The sequence below is a fragment of the Corynebacterium sp. MSK218 genome (genome assembly GCF_030232655.1).
Taxonomy (GTDB): Bacteria; Actinomycetota; Actinomycetes; order Mycobacteriales; family Mycobacteriaceae; genus Corynebacterium.
In genome coordinates this window covers 222,477-238,634 of record NZ_JASPGN010000003.1, presented here as the reverse complement: position 1 = coordinate 238,634, position 16,158 = coordinate 222,477, and the positions used below count along the sequence as shown (strand labels likewise).

The 16,158-nt window shown below is 57.1% G+C and carries 16 protein-coding genes; 7 read left to right on the top strand and 9 right to left on the bottom strand.

Annotated features, from left to right (window positions below; all coding sequences use genetic code 11):
• Positions 1-2: 2 nt before the first annotated feature.
• Positions 3-1,388, top strand: coding sequence for an anaerobic C4-dicarboxylate transporter (locus QP922_RS04020; protein WP_284808011.1), 1,386 nt, complete (start codon positions 3-5; stop codon positions 1,386-1,388).
• Positions 1,389-1,395: 7 nt separating this feature from the next.
• Here the strand turns inward: QP922_RS04020 and QP922_RS04015 are convergent, their stop codons facing one another.
• From QP922_RS04015 to QP922_RS03995, 5 genes are all read right to left on the bottom strand, one after another.
• On the bottom strand, positions 1,396-2,004 hold the full coding sequence (locus tag QP922_RS04015; RefSeq protein WP_284808010.1) for a response regulator transcription factor: 609 nt from the start codon (positions 2,002-2,004) through the stop codon (positions 1,396-1,398).
• Positions 2,001-3,116 (bottom strand): sensor histidine kinase, encoded by a 1,116-nt coding sequence (locus tag QP922_RS04010; RefSeq protein WP_070669807.1) that lies wholly within the window; start codon positions 3,114-3,116, stop codon positions 2,001-2,003. Before QP922_RS04010 ends, QP922_RS04015 begins: the two co-directional genes overlap by 4 nt.
• A complete protein-coding gene (locus QP922_RS04005) occupies positions 3,113-3,910 on the bottom strand; it encodes an ABC transporter permease (protein WP_070669806.1) in 798 nt (265 codons plus the stop codon). The genes QP922_RS04010 and QP922_RS04005 overlap by 4 nt, the downstream gene beginning before the upstream one ends.
• Before the next feature lie 13 nt (positions 3,911-3,923).
• Positions 3,924-4,862: an ABC transporter ATP-binding protein gene (locus QP922_RS04000; RefSeq protein WP_070669805.1), complete on the bottom strand. Its 939-nt coding sequence runs from the start codon at positions 4,860-4,862 to the stop codon at positions 3,924-3,926.
• A gap of 87 nt (positions 4,863-4,949) precedes the next feature.
• The gene (locus tag QP922_RS03995) at positions 4,950-5,762 is read right to left on the bottom strand and encodes a class I SAM-dependent methyltransferase (RefSeq protein ID WP_284808009.1); all 813 of its coding nucleotides are present in this window, start codon (positions 5,760-5,762) and stop codon (positions 4,950-4,952) included.
• 279 nt (positions 5,763-6,041) lie between these two features.
• On the opposite strand from QP922_RS03995, the gene QP922_RS03990 reads away from it, so the two are divergent.
• Positions 6,042-6,884, top strand: coding sequence for a CE1 family esterase (locus QP922_RS03990; RefSeq protein WP_083311820.1), 843 nt, complete (start codon positions 6,042-6,044; stop codon positions 6,882-6,884).
• 32 nt (positions 6,885-6,916) lie between these two features.
• On the opposite strand, the gene QP922_RS03985 is transcribed toward QP922_RS03990, so the two are convergent.
• Positions 6,917-8,167, bottom strand: a complete 1,251-nt coding sequence (locus tag QP922_RS03985) for a site-specific DNA-methyltransferase (RefSeq protein ID WP_284808007.1) — start codon at positions 8,165-8,167, stop codon at positions 6,917-6,919.
• Between the two features lie 504 nt (positions 8,168-8,671).
• Here QP922_RS03985 and QP922_RS03980 point away from each other — a divergent pair.
• The 5 genes from QP922_RS03980 (at position 8,672) to QP922_RS03960 (ending at position 13,546) form a co-directional block, all read left to right on the top strand.
• Positions 8,672-8,884 carry an antitoxin gene (locus QP922_RS03980; RefSeq protein WP_070669802.1) on the top strand — a complete coding sequence of 71 codons (213 nt, stop codon included), beginning with the start codon at positions 8,672-8,674 and terminating at the stop codon, positions 8,882-8,884.
• Between the two features lie 254 nt (positions 8,885-9,138).
• Positions 9,139-10,542, top strand: a complete 1,404-nt coding sequence (locus QP922_RS03975) for a WHG domain-containing protein (protein WP_070669801.1) — start codon at positions 9,139-9,141, stop codon at positions 10,540-10,542.
• A 364-nt stretch (positions 10,543-10,906) separates the two neighbouring features.
• Positions 10,907-12,466, top strand: a complete 1,560-nt coding sequence (locus QP922_RS03970; RefSeq protein WP_284808006.1) for a collagen-like domain-containing protein — start codon at positions 10,907-10,909, stop codon at positions 12,464-12,466.
• 150 nt (positions 12,467-12,616) lie between these two features.
• Positions 12,617-13,054 (top strand): VOC family protein, encoded by a 438-nt coding sequence (locus QP922_RS03965; protein WP_284808005.1) that lies wholly within the window; start codon positions 12,617-12,619, stop codon positions 13,052-13,054.
• Positions 13,055-13,066: 12 nt separating this feature from the next.
• The gene (locus QP922_RS03960; protein WP_284808037.1) at positions 13,067-13,546 is read left to right on the top strand and encodes a GNAT family N-acetyltransferase; all 480 of its coding nucleotides are present in this window, start codon (positions 13,067-13,069) and stop codon (positions 13,544-13,546) included.
• An 804-nt stretch (positions 13,547-14,350) separates the two neighbouring features.
• Here QP922_RS03960 and QP922_RS03955 read toward each other — a convergent pair.
• The 3 genes from QP922_RS03955 to QP922_RS03945 all read right to left on the bottom strand — a co-directional run bounded on the left by QP922_RS03955 (position 14,351) and on the right by QP922_RS03945 (position 15,758).
• Positions 14,351-14,572 carry a hypothetical protein gene (locus QP922_RS03955; protein WP_005323143.1) on the bottom strand — a complete coding sequence of 74 codons (222 nt, stop codon included), beginning with the start codon at positions 14,570-14,572 and terminating at the stop codon, positions 14,351-14,353.
• Positions 14,569-14,853: an ArsR/SmtB family transcription factor gene (locus QP922_RS03950; protein ID WP_230310978.1), complete on the bottom strand. Its 285-nt coding sequence runs from the start codon at positions 14,851-14,853 to the stop codon at positions 14,569-14,571. Before QP922_RS03950 ends, QP922_RS03955 begins: the two co-directional genes overlap by 4 nt.
• Before the next feature lie 236 nt (positions 14,854-15,089).
• The gene (locus QP922_RS03945) at positions 15,090-15,758 is read right to left on the bottom strand and encodes a hypothetical protein (RefSeq protein WP_284808004.1); all 669 of its coding nucleotides are present in this window, start codon (positions 15,756-15,758) and stop codon (positions 15,090-15,092) included.
• Positions 15,759-16,158: the final 400 nt, after the last annotated feature.

The window sequence follows — 16,158 nt, the reverse complement described above, 5'->3', positions numbered from 1 at the left end:
GCATGTTAGCTAGCCTCATCGCACCAGATTCCATTCTGGCCATCATTCTTCAAGTCATCATCATCTTGGGAGCCTTGCTCCTTGGCACCCGATACGGCGGCATCGGTCTTGGCCTCATTTCCGGTATCGGCCTGTTGCTTATGGTCTTCGCCTTCGGGCTTGCACCAGGTGAGCCACCGGTCTCGGTGATGCTCACAATCATCGCCGTCATTGGTTGCGCTGCGACACTCCAACAGGCCAAAGGCTTGGAGGTGATGATGCAATTTGCGGAAAAGATTCTCCGAGCTCATCCCGAGCGCATCACGATTCTTGCTCCTCTGACGACGTGGTTCCTCACTGTGCTCTGCGGTACTGGCCACGTTGTGTACACAATGTTCCCGATCATTGAGGATATTGCTCTTAAGAAGGGCATTCGTCCAGAGCGTCCCATGGCGGTAGCCTCGACCTCTGCACAAATGGGTATCACTGCTTCACCAGTGTCGGTAGCAACGGTGTCCCTCGCTTCAATCATTGCGGAGAACGCCGGTGTCATCGACAAGGCATATTCCATCCCGCAGATTTTGATGGTGGCCATCCCGGCCTCACTAGCTGGTGTCATTCTGGCGTCTTTGTGGTCGCTTCACCGAGGCAAGGATTTGGACAAGGACCCCATCTTCCAGGAGAAGTTGAAGGACCCCGAGTTTGCAGCGCGCATTAATGAGAGCACTGGTTCACTGATGAATGAAGTGTTCACCAAGGAAGCTAAGCGCTCCGTGGCGGTGTTCTTGGCTGCGATTGCTATAGTCGTCGCGCTCGGCGCCTTCGAATTCCTGCGTCCGCTGGTCCCGGGTAAAGACGGTGAGTTGAGCCCACTGTCGATGAACCTCGTTATTCAGATGATCATGCTGGTTGCCGGCGCGATCATTCTGTTGAGCTGCAAGGTCGAACCATCCAAGATCGCCTCAACCCCAGTGTTCAAGGCCGGAATGACTGCGGTGTTCTCCGTCTTCGGTGTGGCCTGGATGGCGGATACCTTCTTCCAAGCCCACATTGAGGCTCTCGAAGCCAACCTGGGTAGTGTGGTCGAAGCTGCTCCATGGGCTTATGCGGTGGTGCTCGTCATCGTGTCCAAGCTAGTGAATTCCCAGGCAGCAGCTCTCGTTGCCATTGCTCCTATTGGACTGCAACTTGGCATCGATCCAGCGGTCATCGTAGGTTTCTATGGTGCAGCCTATGGTTACTTCATTCTGCCGACGTATCCTTCAGACCTTGCTTGCATCGGCTTCGACCGTACTGGAACGACGCGTATCGGCAAGTTCGTTATCAACCATTCCTTCCTCATCCCCGGCGCGATTTCAGTCCTAACCTCCTGTGTGGTTGGCTCCCTACTTGCCCAAGTCTTGCTCTAAGAATTCCTTAGATCCAACCGTTGGTTTCGGCACGCCGCGCGGCCTCGAAGCGATTGGCCGCTCCAGTCTTGGTCATGATGGCGGAGATATGGTTGCGCACGGTGCCGCCGCTAAGATGCAGCTGCGCTGCGATGTCCGCGGACCCAAGACCGCGGACGAGCAAATGACAGACCTCGATTTCGCGCTCGCTTAGAGGGTTATCTGGGGCAAAGAGGATGTCTTGGGCAAGTTGCGGATCGATGACGCGCAGGCCTGAGCGGACGCGGCGGATGGCGTCGGCCAACTCGTCTGGTGGCGTGTCTTTGACGAGGAAACCATCGACACCTGCGTCAAGTGCGCGTTTGACGTAGCCGGCACGCCCAAAAGTGGTGACGATGAGGCTTCGGCAATCAGTAGCGGCGATCGTCTTAGCAGCATCTATGCCGTTCATACCCGGCATCTCAATATCGAGCAGCGCCACATCAACGTGATGCTGAGCGACGAGGGCGGCGACCTCGACTCCGGATGAGCACCCAGCAACGACCTCGATGTCCGGCTCGGTATTAAGCAATGCTGTCAGCGCTCCGCGGACTAGCGACTGGTCTTCGGCAATGAGCACCCGTATGGGAGGTGTCATGATGGGGCAACCTCCTTTATCTCGCGGACACCATCAACAGTAAGTAGGACTGTGGTCAATCCCTCCGCTCGCTGAATGATGACATCGCCACCGACATCGTGGGCTCGGCGGCGAAGACCGGCGAGCCCCGTAAGGCCCGTTGCAAGCGCTTGCGTAGCGTCCTCGGTAAAACCGTCACCATCGTCTGTGACCTGAAGGGATTCTTCGCTGAGGATAACCCAGCAGTGCGATGCCCCCGAATGGCGTACGACGTTGGTGGTGAGCTCGCGCAACGCCCACGAGAACAAGTCCTCATGCGTCCGCGGACGGATAAGAGTTTCAGGGAGGTGGGGATGGATGCCGGCAGTGTCCAAGATCCGGCGTGCGGCCTGAATCTCGCCAGCGAAGGTGGGGTTCTTCATGCGCGTGACGGTGGAGCGTACCTCTGCGAGGGATAATCGCGACAGAGAACTGATCTCATCAAGCTCAGCTGCGGCTTTGGCTGGATCGCGGTCGATAAATCGGCGTGCTACCTCGGCTTTAAGATTGATAGCGGTCAAGGTATGGCCGAGGAGATCATGGATATCGGCGGCAATGTCTTCGCGTTGTTGGGCCAAATCCAAATCATGCCTTAAGGCTGTTTCGGTGTCTTCGCGCTGAGATAGCGTGCCGAGAGCCAAAATAAGCAGGGGCCAGCCAAAGAGAATGACCGCGAGGTCGACAAAGCTAGGACGAGCGACAAGCCACGCGGGGACACTAGCGATGATTCCGGTGAGCGCGATGATGGTTGCGGCAGTCATCAGGGGCTGGGTGAAAGCGACCAAGGCTCCAAGATAGGGCACAAAGCATACGGCCCACACCCCATACGCGGGAATCGCGGCAAGTGCGAGCGCGGCGAGGATAACCCACCGTAGTGCTACTCGACGCTCCTGGGACCATCCGCGAGGATAGGCATGGACGGTACCAAATGAAACAAAATAGGTGACGCAAAATACTGCCGTGATGGCGACGGCCCAGAGGCGCTGTGCCGTGGAATAAGAGGGCAGAACAAGGATCTGCACCAGCCCTGTGAGAAGAAAGAGCAACCAAATGGCGGAGAAGACAGCGTCCCGTAGCCTGAAGTCATCCATCATGCTCGGTTCTTGTCGCGGTTGTGAAGGAGTAAGCAAATCCCTACGAAAACCACTGTCCATACAGTGATGTTAACCCATGCGTACCAGAGTGGGTCCTCAATGAAGAGGCGCTCATCGTTGATCATTTGGGCACCTTCAGATAGCGGCCAGCGGGCAAGGGCCTGTGCGCCGTACATCGGGGTGAATCGTCCGACCTCAAGCAGGGATTCTTTGAGCGGCATAAAGACGTTTCCGGCGAAAGCGAGAATGACGATTGTGGATGTCGCGATGGAGACGGTGTTCTCCGATGGGATGAGCATGGCGCAGGCCATACCGTAGACACCGAACGGGATGGCACACGCCGCGGTAATGAGAAAAGAGAGCGCCCATTGGTCCGGCTGCATCGTTGCTTTGGTGAGCCCGCCGGTGATAAAGACTGCGGCGATAGGCAAGATGGCACGGACCGCAATGTTGAGGACGTTGGCAAGGCCGAGCTGAGAAGCCCGTAGGGGAGTCAGCGCCAGCTGGCGGCCCCACCCGGCGCGGTTTTCCGCGACCATAGAACCCGCTGCACCAACGGCACCAGTAGCGCCGGCGTAGAGTGCCATGCCTATCATGACCAGCGCTGCGACGTTGCCGCCGTTGAATTCGATGGCGCCGTATTCCTGCATGGCGCCGAAGAGAATGTAGAAGATGACGGGCAGGCCGATGCTGAAGAAGAGAGTGGGTAGGTCACGGCGCAGTCGTTTGAGATCGTGGGCGGCGTACTTAAAGGCCGTACCAAACGTGGGTGTGGCAGAAGTGAGTATGCTCATGGCGGATGCCTCCTTAACGGGAAACTGTGTCGAGTGAAGAGCCAGAGAGCTCAAGGAACGAGTCCTCGAGGCTGTGGCCGGTGATGGTGATATCTTGCGCTGTGGTTTCCGTGAGCAGAAAGCGGGCTACCGCGTCAGAGTCGCGCGTAGTGATATCGAGGCCGGTGTCTGTGGGAACTTGATGGAGCACTCCCGGTAAGGGCTCGTTGAGGAGACGATCGGGGACGCCATCAGGGAAGGTGGCCCGGATGATGCGGGTGGAATTTGCGTTGCGGATTTCCTCAGTGCTGCCGTCAGCGTGAATCTCGCCTTTGTTGAGCATGATGATGCGTTGCGCAAAGGTATCGGCTTCTTCGAGGTAGTGAGTGGTCAGCAGGATGGTTCTTCCGGCTTTGGCTTCCTCTCGCATGGTCTCCCAGAAGTGGCGGCGGGCACCAGCGTCCATGCCGGCAGTTGGTTCGTCGAGAAGCAAGAGCATCGGATCACCTAACAGAGCCAATCCGAAACGCAGGCGTTGCTGCTCGCCGCCGGAGCATTTGCCTACCCGGCGCGAAAGAATGCCACCTAGATTCGCGCGCTCGATGATGTCCTCGTATGGGCGGTGAGAGGGGAAGGCAGCGCCGAGGAGCTCAAGAGTTTCCTTTACTGTGATGTCGGGAAGGAGGCCACCTGACTGCATGACCGCGCCGATGCGACCGCTCTTCACAGCAGTGTGTGGGGATTGACCAAACACTCTGATAGTGCCCGACGTTGGGGTAGTCAGCCCCAAGATGAGATCAATGAGCGTGGTCTTACCTGCACCGTTGGTGCCGAGTAGGCCGACGATTTCTCCTTGGTGGATGGTAAGGGAGACGTCGTGAAGCGCGCGTACAGGGCTGTGGGACGAAGCGTTGAAGGTTTTGCTGATTCCGGAGACTTCGATGGCCGGGGGTGAGGTGTGCGTCGTGTTCATACCTTCACGCTAGGTACGCACGGAACCTGCAGCGTAGCCATGACGTCACGAGTTTCGCGTGACAGTTGTCATGGTTGCAGAAGGCGGCTATTCGCCAGGGCGGGCTAGGACGAAAGCATCGGTGCGGTAGGGAATAGCCAGCTTTTGTCCGGGGTGAAGGCCCATATGTTCATAGAGGTACCAGTTGAGGTTATAGGTCATGCGCTGATGAATCTTTTCGCCGTTGCGCAGCCAATAGGAACGTGTGTGCATCAGCTGGTGAAGCTGCTCCGGTGTGAGGGTGTGCTCCCAGGTCAGGCGAAGCTCCTCCCGTATCTCCCACGGCGGGGCAATGGTGGGGTAGAAACCGGGGCGCTGCACGTCACCAGAGTGCATGATGCGGGATAGACGCAGAATCCATGGGTCTGCTCCGACATCGAGAGTGTTCCACACCAGAACTACTCGGCCACCCGGGCGCAGGACGCGATCAAACTCGGCACACGCACTTTTTTCATCTACCCAATGCCAGGTCTGGGCGCAGGTAATAGCGTCGAGCGAGGAATCACTGAGCGCAGTCTCCTCTGCAGTGGCCCGCCAGCAGGGCACACCCAGACGAGTGAGTACTCGGGCCATGTCCGGTGAGGGATCGCTGGCGTAGACTTCGGGATTAGTCAGAGTTTCAGTGAGTTTTCCCGTTCCCGCGCCGATGTCGAGCACCGAGTGGGCGGAACTGATGAGGGCGGCTACCTCGTATGGGTAACTTGGGCGCACGTCATGGTAGGTATCGGCCCCATGTGCAAAAGCTCGCGCGGATCGTGCGCGTTGTTGGGAGTTCCGGAACGTTGGTCCTTCCTGCGCAGATGCCTTGCGGTAGCTGGGATAGTTCTCCGGGCGGGGATGTGGGGAACTGGTGGTGGCCATAATGCCTTTAAAGATACCGCGCCGCTTCGTGATTCTAGGCAGCGACCTGTTACTTTGTAGAGGCCACAGTTCAAGTTTCAACCTGGAGGGGGAACGACACCCGTGAAGACGCGCGGCGAGGAAAGTCAGCGGCCGCGTTTTCTGCGTACCGTCTGCGCCGCACTATCGGTTGCTGCCTGTGTAGGCGCGCTTGGCGCCTGCGGGAGACATGACGATGCACCTTCGGCCCCCACCAGCCCGGCCGTATGGACAAATGATCTCGGCGTCCCCCTTTCGCCGATGCTTGTGGGCCCGGAACCTGGCGAGACCAAAAACATGAGACTGTCGTCGGGACGGACCTTTCTACTGCACGTGCCCGCCGATTACACTCCTGAACGTTCGTGGCCGGTCCTGCTCGCGTTCCATGGATGGAACGACAGTCCTGAAAACATGGAAGGCTACACGCAATTTGATGCGGCAGACGCCATCGTGGCGTATCCCCAAGGAGTGGACAAAGCGTGGTCGCCGGCGCCCTACGCGACGACAAGTGCTGAAGAAGACCTAGATTTCGTCCATACGATAGTTGATAGTTTGCGAGCGACGTACAGCGTGGACGATAACGCGATTTTTGCCGCTGGATTATCCAACGGAGGTGGCTTCGCGGCGTTCTTAGCCTGCCGGATGCCGGGCACGTTCCGCTCTGTGGCAACAGTGTCGGCGGCGTATTACGAGGGTATTCACTCGGAGTGCTCAGAGCGGCCCGTAGGTCGCCTCGACATCCATGGAACTGATGATCCCGTAGTTAACTATGAGGGCGGAGTTCGCCACGGAACTGCCTACTCTTCGGTGACGGAGGTCATGAACCAACACCAGAAACGCAACAAGTGCGTGGGTGATGTACAAACAGTGCGCCTGACAAACGACGCCGTCAAAGAGACCTGGACCGCCTGCCAGGCCCCGCTACAGCACATTCGTATTGAAGGTGGATCACACGTGTGGCCTGGCCGGCCGAGCAAGGACAAACCCGAGGTTGGGCGCGGATTCGCCACCGACACGGTATTGGATTTCTTCGGGATTCCCGGCCGGCCGGAAGGCACCGAGGAACATGGCGTAGCGGAGTCCTCGCAGCGTCCCGCCACCTGAATCTAGCGAGGAGAGCCGAGGCTAGAAGCCTTTCAGAGTTCTTCAGGGATGAGCCGAATGTGGTCGAACTCGAGGTGCTCCAATGCTTCTACACGGGCTAGACAGATATCTGCCACTGTGTCGAAGCCAGCACGCCGAGCGGCGCTCGAAGCCTCCGTTGGCTGCGCAATCTGAACGAGGTGGACGCTTCGATGGCCGCCGTCGTCTCGATTGAGCTCGGCCACGGCTTGGGCCGTGGTCCCCGAACCAGCGAAGAAATCGAGGACCACGGCGTCGGGACCACCAGCAATGGCGATGAGGTGCTTGATAAGCCGTACGGGTTTGGGAAAATCGAAGGTTCCTTGAACGCCAAGTACCTCTTCGGCATCCTTGCGCCCGGTGCGGGTAACACCGAAGCGCTCGCCATCAAGGATGGACCGTGGACGAGCGCCCTTCTTTTCATAATTTTTGGTGTAAACGAAGCCACGGCGAAAAACTAGCTCGTCATATTGCTCTGCTACCTTGTCCCTGCCCCAGCGCCAGCGCGCAACCTCACTTTTGCCCTCGGGTTGGTGGGGCCAATAGTCGCGGCCATCGGGTCCAGTAATGGGGAAGTCGAGGGATGGAAGATAGCCCAGGGTCTTGGAATCGAGGCGAACGAGTGAGTAATTTCCGCGTTCATCAGTGTGGTTATACCGCGTTGTGGTCTGTGCCTGCGCATCAAGATTGAATCCTGGATTGGATGCAGATTTGGCGTAACACAACACATATTCGTGCTCGACGATGGCGTATTTGGAGTCATTCTTGCCGGTTCCGCCCTTCTTCCAGATGAGCTGGCCAGCAAAGCAATCCTCTCCAAAAACTTCATCCATGAGGAGCCGGAGATGAGCAACCTCGGATTCACCAATAGAAACGAAAATAAAGCCGTTCTCCGACAGGACGTCCCGTGCCAGGATGAGTCTAGGCAACATCATGGACAGCCAATCTGAATGCCATTGACCGAAATGCTCCGAGCGCATGTCACGGCGCTGGCGAAAGTTGTCACGGTAGACGAAGTCCTTGCCAGTGTTGTAGGGCGGATCAATATAGATAACGTCTGCCTGAACGCTGCGAGCACTAAAGTCCTTGAGAGCATCTAGGTTATCGCTAACAGTGACAGAATTCGGACTGGAGCCAGTGCCCTTGACGACGTCCCTTTTAACCCGAGCTTCTCCGTGCGCTCGGCCAGCAGCCTCTTCTTTGCCCGGCCAAGTTAGTCCGAAGAAGGATTCGGGGTTTGAGGGTGAGGAACTAGGTGAAGACATAGTGCTGAAAAAATTCTTATGAAAACCGAGATGAGGAATGCTTGCACGCCCGCATATCCTGCTCTACGCCCTAAACTGTCGAGCATTGAAGAATGCAGCCGGACCTAGATGTTGCATCCGTGGGGCAGTGCTGAAAATAGGGTACAGGGGCCTGTAGCTGAGATGTAATAGCTCACCGCAAGTTGTTGAACGAAAAGGGGGTGACGAAGGGGGGGGCAAACTTTCGTTAAGAAGCTTAAGAATCTCAGCTAGGTTTACCGGCATTGGAGGACGGGCGCAAGCCGAAAGCGCATTTATAATTTACGTGGCAAAGTTTGAAAGTCATCGGTACCGTGGGGGACGTGGTCGCGAGCAGAAGTTGATAGCTGCTCCTTACTGAGGTGTCGAGAAACAAGAAACATTTCCGTTGCCGGCACTGTCCTGCAGTAATTAAAGGGGAGTCTCAGCCACTCGCTGCGGCCGCAGTGAATTAGAAATGTAGTTAGACAGAAGGGATGATACGACATGGGTATCTTCGACAAGGCTAAGGATGCACTGAACTCCGATAAGGGCGAGCAGGTTTCTGACTCTGCACTGGATAAGGGCGCTGATTTCGCAAAGAGCAAGCTCGGCGAGGATAAGGCTGACAAGATTGACTCTGCACGCGACCAGCTGGATGAGCGCATTGGCAACCAGGGTGCTGAGGGCAACCAGCCGGAGCAGAACGACCAGAAGTAATTAGGTTTCTGCGCCGCTTTTCTGAGTGGTGCCCCTATTGTGGGCATGCTTGGTAAGCGGTACAGCGCAGGAGAGTCCGGACCCATTCATGTGGGCCTGGACTCTTTTTCTATCCACTATGATGAATAGTATATATCCACTATGTGAGAAAATGAGTTCCATATCCTGAACTTAAAGCTGAGCGGAACATTAATGAACGCTAAGTTATATCGCATGAAACTAAAACGACGATGCTACTGGGTAGGCTCATATCCGTGGTTACTTCAGAAGGTGCGGAAAAGGGCAACCAGCCCTCACGGCAGCTCCTTATTGAACAAGCTGGTCGGGTTATCGCTAAGGCTGGCATGGACGCAGTTCGGCTGCGTGATGTTGCCGACCAAGTTGATGTGCCCCTAGCGGAAGCTCAGGAGCAATTCGCAGGTGACGGCGAACTGGTCGAGGAAACCAAAGAGACTTTGAACCAGGCCCTTCTGTCCGTGGTGGATCTGCACTTTAAGCGCCTCCCAGAGAATGCCACCGCAGTGGATAAACTACGGGCCGCAGCGATGTCCTACTTCTCCTTTGCTGTGGAGGACCCCACCTCTTTCGCCGCCTTCACGGCGGTGCAGGCATCCCCGCGTGAAGGTCTGACCGCTGAGGTTTTCTCTGAGCAGGGCGGCAGCGCAGATACGTGCCCTATTCTTGAGGTTCTCTTCAATTTAACTCGTGATGCCATCAAGGAAGCTGGAGGCACTACTGATGCCCGTGGCACGATGCTTTCCGCATTGGCTATCTTCTCGTACCTACATGGCGTAACCCAGTTGGCCGCCGAAGGTATCCTTCGCTATCTGTCGCCCGCTGCAATGAAGCAGACCTTTGGCGGCGTTATGGACACTTTGAGCGTGGGGCTCATTCCTTTTTTCCAGGGGGAGCGCGTTGAACAAACCGCGCCTTTCGGCTTAGTGGGTGAGCAGCCTGAGCCTCTGCTGGCAAAGGCGGTCGATTTTCCCCGCAGCACCAATGAAGAGAAGCGTACGGCACTTCTTCGAGGGGCAATTGAGGAGTCTCTCGACCACGGAGTTACTGGTCTCCATATTGGCGGTGCCGCGACTCGGGCCGGGCTTACCGTGCAGGAAGCGGAGCACCTCATCGAAAGCGACCAGGAGTTGGCAAGCTACCTTGAGCGATACCTGGACAAGATTAACTACGAGTTTATTTACCGTCAGGTAGCTGCAGTGCCGGAAGGTTCCGGCGCGGTATCCAGAATTAAGGCCACTGGCTACGGTTATGTGTCTCATGCTCTGGCTGATCCGCTCGGCTTTGAAGCGCTCATCAAGATTGCTTCCGGCCCCATTGTCCCGATGTCCTTCGAGGATGACTTCCTGCCGAACGCCAACAAGGCTGCGGAAGTCCAGCGTGACTTCAGTGAATTTGGTCAGGCTTTCGGTTTCATCATGTCCCTAGTGCGGGAAGCTATCGATGAAGTTGATGGTCCACGCGCACCGTGGGTTCTCTTCACTCTCGTGATTTCTGTCTGGGCAGGTGCTCATGGTTTGGCCATGTTGAGCGCCAAGGGGCCACTGCGTGGGTACTCCACGGACTTTATCTTCGAGATTCTTACGCACTACATGGATATTGAGCTTGGCGGTGTCATGCGCAGCCTTGGCGTTGCGAAGTAGCCGTTGGGTCTAGGCCTACGCATGATGCTGTTATGTGCATCACGGTTCCCTGCCTTCCTCTCAGGAAAGGTAGAGAATATTTTTTGATGACAGGGCCTTGTGCTGACCGAAGAATCAGCACGCTCTATCGAAAAGTGCCCACGTAGCGATGGTAGTTTCGTAGAAATATGTGTATCTACATCCTGAATGTATACGCCGTGAACTGGCGTTATGTTCAATGGGGTTGGCGATCCCAAAAAGGGGGCAATAGTTAATTAAGTGTAGAAATCATTTCTGCGCGGCGGTACTGTGGCCTCGTCCGAAACTTATCGCACAACGCGATAGCGGTAAGTTGTTCTTCATTTAGGCTTAAGAAAGAATTACCATGCGCCCTATTTCCTCCCGCATTGTTGCCACCGCGGTGGCTGTAGCTACCTTCTCGTCCGTCATCGTTGCACCTCAGGCGCTTGCAGTAGAAGCGCCTGAAGATTCCGCCTTCGTTCATGAGCAGTCGGGGTCTGACACGGTGGATGTCAACGGCACCACCTTTGACGAAAACGGCAACCTGATTGACTCTGACAATGCCGGCGACAAAGCTATCGATGAGATCGAGCGGGAGTCCCGCGGCAACGAATTTGGTTTCTACGGTGCTGACGATGCCAAGCCATCCAGTCTCGATGAGCTGAAGACCACCGAGGCTACGACATCTGACGTGACCGTGACCGCCGTGGAAAAGAACGGCAAGCTGGTGTGTGAGATCTCGGATGCGCCGGGCAAGGAAGGTCAACTGCTGGAGCGCAAGCTCGACCTTGCGAAGGCTTTCTATGACGGCGGCAATAAGCTCTTGCAGACCGTCTGGGAGGTCATCCCAGTGGTAGGGGACCTCGTACCCGCAGATTTCATCAAGAAGATCGGTGCCAGCTCGTGGGAAAAGATTGAGAAGCTCGTCCGCGAGGGCGAAGCGGATAAGTCCGTAACGTGGGACTTGGTTCGTGCACAGGGCATGGCGATCGGACGGATTGATAACGCGGATGCGGAGGTTGATCTTAAAAACCCTGACGCGGCCAAAAAGACCGTTTCTAACCTCATCAAGTTTGCCGATGGCGCCTTTGGTAAGGGCGTGTCTGTAGTTCTCAAGATTTTCAATGCCGCGGTAACCATCGCCGGTCTCTTCCCCGGAGCTAGCGCTGCAAAGGAATTGAAGCTGTCCGACGCCCAGCGCGCTGAGATTGAAGAGACTCTTGGAGGTATTTCTGCTTCAGCCTCTGCGCTTGCCGCGGTCAACGCACCTGCCGGCCAGAAGTGCGCTGACATGCTGAACGGCAAGAAGGTCAACAGCGATGAGCCGACCAAGCCAAGCGACGAGACCAAGCCAAGCGACGAGACCAAGCCAAGCGACGAGACCAAGCCAAGCGACGAGACCAAGCCCTCCGAAACTCCTGGGGCCGGCGTTGACGGTAAGGACGGCGAGCCAGGCCGCGATGGCAAGGACGGCGTTGACGGTAAGGACGGCGAACCAGGCCGCGATGGCAAGGATGGCGTTGACGGTAAGGACGGCGAACGAGGCCGCGATGGCAAGGACGGCGTTGATGGCAAGGACGGCGAGCCTGGCCGCGACGGCAAGGATGGCGTAGACGGCAAGGACGGCCGAGATGGCTCCAACGGTTTGAACGGTGCTCCTGGTGCTCCCGGCGCACCGGGTCGTGATGGAGTGGACGGCCAAGATGGCCGCGATGGTCTTAACGGTCTGAATGGTCGTGACGGTGTAGACGGCAAGGACGGCAAAGATGGCAAGGACGTTGATACGTCCTCGATGGTGGGTTACTCCTTCCTCGCTGCAATCCTTGGTGGCGGTCTCATCGTGTCTGTCTTGGGCGCGATGGATTACCTCTACCTCCTGGGCTACCTGCCCAAGGAAGGCATCCCGTGGCGCGCTGACCGCTAGTTGAGGAGGCTTACTGCGGTGTAGCCCAGATAGCTCACGCGCGCAAGCAGTATGAGGCCATGCCCTCGGCTCTTAGCCAGGGGTGTGGCCTTGCTGCTTTCTTGGACTTGTCGGTCGACTGCGTGGTTGTTACGTGGTTATCATCGCGGCATGACAGTAGAGACCACGCCGTACATTTCTTTCCCTGGTAACGCCCGCGAGATCCTCGAGTTCTACCATTCGGTTTTCGGCGGTGAGCTCGAGGGTTTGACCTATGGCGAGCAGCTCGATAGTGGAGTTGAATTCCCCTTCGACCCGCCTCGTGAGGCTGTAGCGCACGGCACTCTCCGCGGGCCTTTTTCTCTTGGTGGCGGGGACGATCTGCAGAATTCTCGTGACCGACTCACCCCTGGAGATATCGGATTCATCGTCGAGGCCACTTCGGTTAAAGAAGCCGAAAAGATTTACGCTGCGCTAGCCAATGATGGAACGGTGTCCATGCCTTTCGCTCAGGCGCCGTGGGGAGACTATTTCGGCATGGTTGTTGACCGATTTGGAGTTGGCTTCAACATCACAGTCCCGGCAAGTACCGGCACACCAGAATCATAGGCGTAAATGATGATGGGGAACGAGTCGGTTCCCGTCAGAAGCGCTACGCATGAGCGCCCTCATGATGTTGCCGTGATGCTCAGTGATTCCAACGCGGAATTCGACACCCCGTGCCCGTCAATCGATGTTCTTACAGAGCGTTTTCAGCGTCTTCTTCGACGCGATGACGTCATTGTCTGCATTGCTGATGGTGAGAAGCTACCTGTCGGCTTCGCCTTCGTGACGGTTCGCCCCAGCCCCTACTATGAGGGGCCTACTGTGATGCTTGAAGAGCTTTACGTTCATCCCGGGCTTCGAGCGCGGGGGATAGGCACTGCCATCATGGACCTAGTAGAAACCGCAGTGTCTAAAGCAGACGTCACTGAGATTCAGATCAATGTCGATGAAGTGGACGTTGACGCTCGCCGATTTTACGAAAAGCGCGGATTCTCACATTACGAAGACGGGAACGATTACCGCATGTTTTGCTACATTAAGGAGCTCACGCGGTAGCCGCATGAGCCCCCGTGGTTGCCTAACAGCAAAGCAAAGTCTCACCACATCGATTCTCTGCGGCTTTCCACACCGAAGTGACGGCTGCTGAAAATAAGCCCGTGCGAGGCCCAGCTCTGCTGCTTCTAGCGCTTTCAGGAGCAGTTCTAGAAGCGTGTCTCAACCTATGAACGACAACTGAGATCGCAACCAAGCCCCAGCTATCGCGTTTAAAGCCCGCAAATGGGGCACGTTCTCGGGCCACACAGTTCCCTGTCCCGCGAAGTATCCGAGGTGTTGCGGCTACCCGATTTCCGGGCTCCAGCCCACAGCTCTGGGACTCGCACACCTGTCACTGTCATTCACGGTAGATAAGGGCGAAAAATTTCTGGCCCTTATCTACCGTGAATGTGGCCTTAAGCCTGAATGACGGCTCCAAAAACGACTCTTAACCCGAAAACGAAAAATCTCGAGACGCCGATCGGAACGATGTCTCGAGACTTCGAGTCTTTTGCGAAACTACCCATCCACCTGCAACGGCACTAACCACAGCTGTGGTTTCCGTCGGTTTCCGTTCCCGGTTCCGTCGCCTGGTGGGCCGGGGCGGTGTCGGAGGTGGGGGCACACCACGTGGTTCGTCCCCAGTCCTAGCCCCTATCCGCGAGAGGGACAGGATAACGCCACGACCGGAGACACACCCCGCCGCCAAAGTCACAAGCAAGTTTATGGTGCTGGAGGTCTACGCGACGTGCTTAGCGCATACGCTGTGACAGCCCATAGCGCGGAGCCAAAACCACCGCGCCCCTTGTTTAAGGAAGAGCCTGATTACTCGGGGATCTCGCTGAGTTGGGCCTCAATCCGATCCAACCGCTCGGTGATGTTGCGTAGATGCTCCACGATGAGTTGGTTGGAACCATCGATCGCCGTCGCCGTTTCGCGTCGTGCGCTGGTGACGGTGCGTACCACCCAGACGGTAAGAGCAACGAAGATCGCGAGTGGTAGTGCGGCGGCGAGGATGACAAGAAATACGGTAGCGGTAAGTGTCACGAAGATTCCCTTTTCTGTTCTTGATTAATCAGGTGCCTAATGTGGTCTGGAGTTACTTCAAGCTGAAACGGAGCGACCCAGTAGTGCTTCCTCACTCGGCTCTCTCCGAGCTGTTCCAGGCCACTCTCGATGAGTCCAGCAGCTTCCAAGCGGTTGAGGTGCTGGTAGAGCAGTGGCCGAGACATCCCGAGTCGGCGGGCCAGCTCACTGACATGGGTCGAATCCGTCTCTAGGGAGGCGATAATTCGCAACCGAGGCTCACTTCCGAGAGCACTGAGCATCTGAGCGAGCCGTGCTGCGTCCATCATCCCTCCGTATCGTAATCGAACGATGTCAGGTGTAAGTATATGCTTACAGTCAGCGGTGCGCAAGTTCTGCCGGGTCTGGCGGGAACGCTGCCCGACTTAAGACGTGGCCGGTGTCCCATCACGTCCCCTCTTCACCCTCCCCAAGAAGAAACCCAGCCGCAGCACACACCACAGCTGGGTTCCTTCATGGCTTACAGCGTAGCCAGCAGCTACAGCCGCTCGATGTCTACATCTCCATCCAGTACGCGCGGCTCGATTTCCATGTGGATCCCGCGGTAGGGAAGGAGGGCGCGCAGGATGTCGTGGGTGATGTCGATGCCTGGTCGTGGTTCGTCCCGCAGTAGGTGGTTCAGGCTGGGGCAGTAGTCCACGCCGGGGAACTCGTCTTTAGCTTCGGGAACACAGCCGTCCGGGTCGTGAGTAGTACAGCGAACAACCAGGTCGTCGTGGACACTATTGGGCAGGTTGAGGGTGAGTCCTGGGGTGGAGTAGGACATGTCGGCCACCGTGGCCTCGTTCACAGACCGGGTGAGCGGGATGGGGCCGCGCGCAGCCTCACCGCCCTGGATTCGGGTGAGTCCCGCGCGGCTCCCGTAGGTATCTGCCAGGGTGACAAACGTGACGCGCACGGGGGCTGTAGGCACAGCGAGCGCCGAGAAGGCGGTGAGTACACGGTCGTCCTGGTCGGTGAACTGACCGGCCTCGCCGGTAAACGTCAGAGTGTGGTTGTAGAGCGCGGCGGTGGCCATTGACACCATGGTGCCTTCCACCTGCTTTCGCTCTCGCAGCGTGGCGGTGATGAGTTCGAGTTCATCCACGGTGGTTTCGGCGGTGAAGTACTGGCAGTACAGCGGTGCTGTGAGGTCAAGTGTGGACATGGTTCGTCCCCTTTCTTGTGTGGTGTGGACAGGTGCTGGGCGCAGCGTGCAGGCGATTAAATTGCGTATCCGCAAACTGTCCGCGCGGTAGATCGGGCTACACCGCGCAGGTACTGGAGTCGGTCGTGCATCGGTCGTAATTGCGTATCCGCAAACTGTCCCAACGGTGGTCACGCTAGACGGTTCGGGTCGCGCACCAGGCTCCACGCAGGTCGCGGGCTGGGCGGCTAACCACAACCGGGGGCAGTGAATCTACATGTTGGGGCGGCCTGTCCTTCAGGCCACAAGACGGGGCTGTGGTGGGCGTGGTGGGTAGGGTTAAGGCCGCGAATGTCGCCGCCTCGGGGGTACTAAATATGGCATGTCCCTTTGTCGATTGCCCCAACATGGTGTGGTGGTT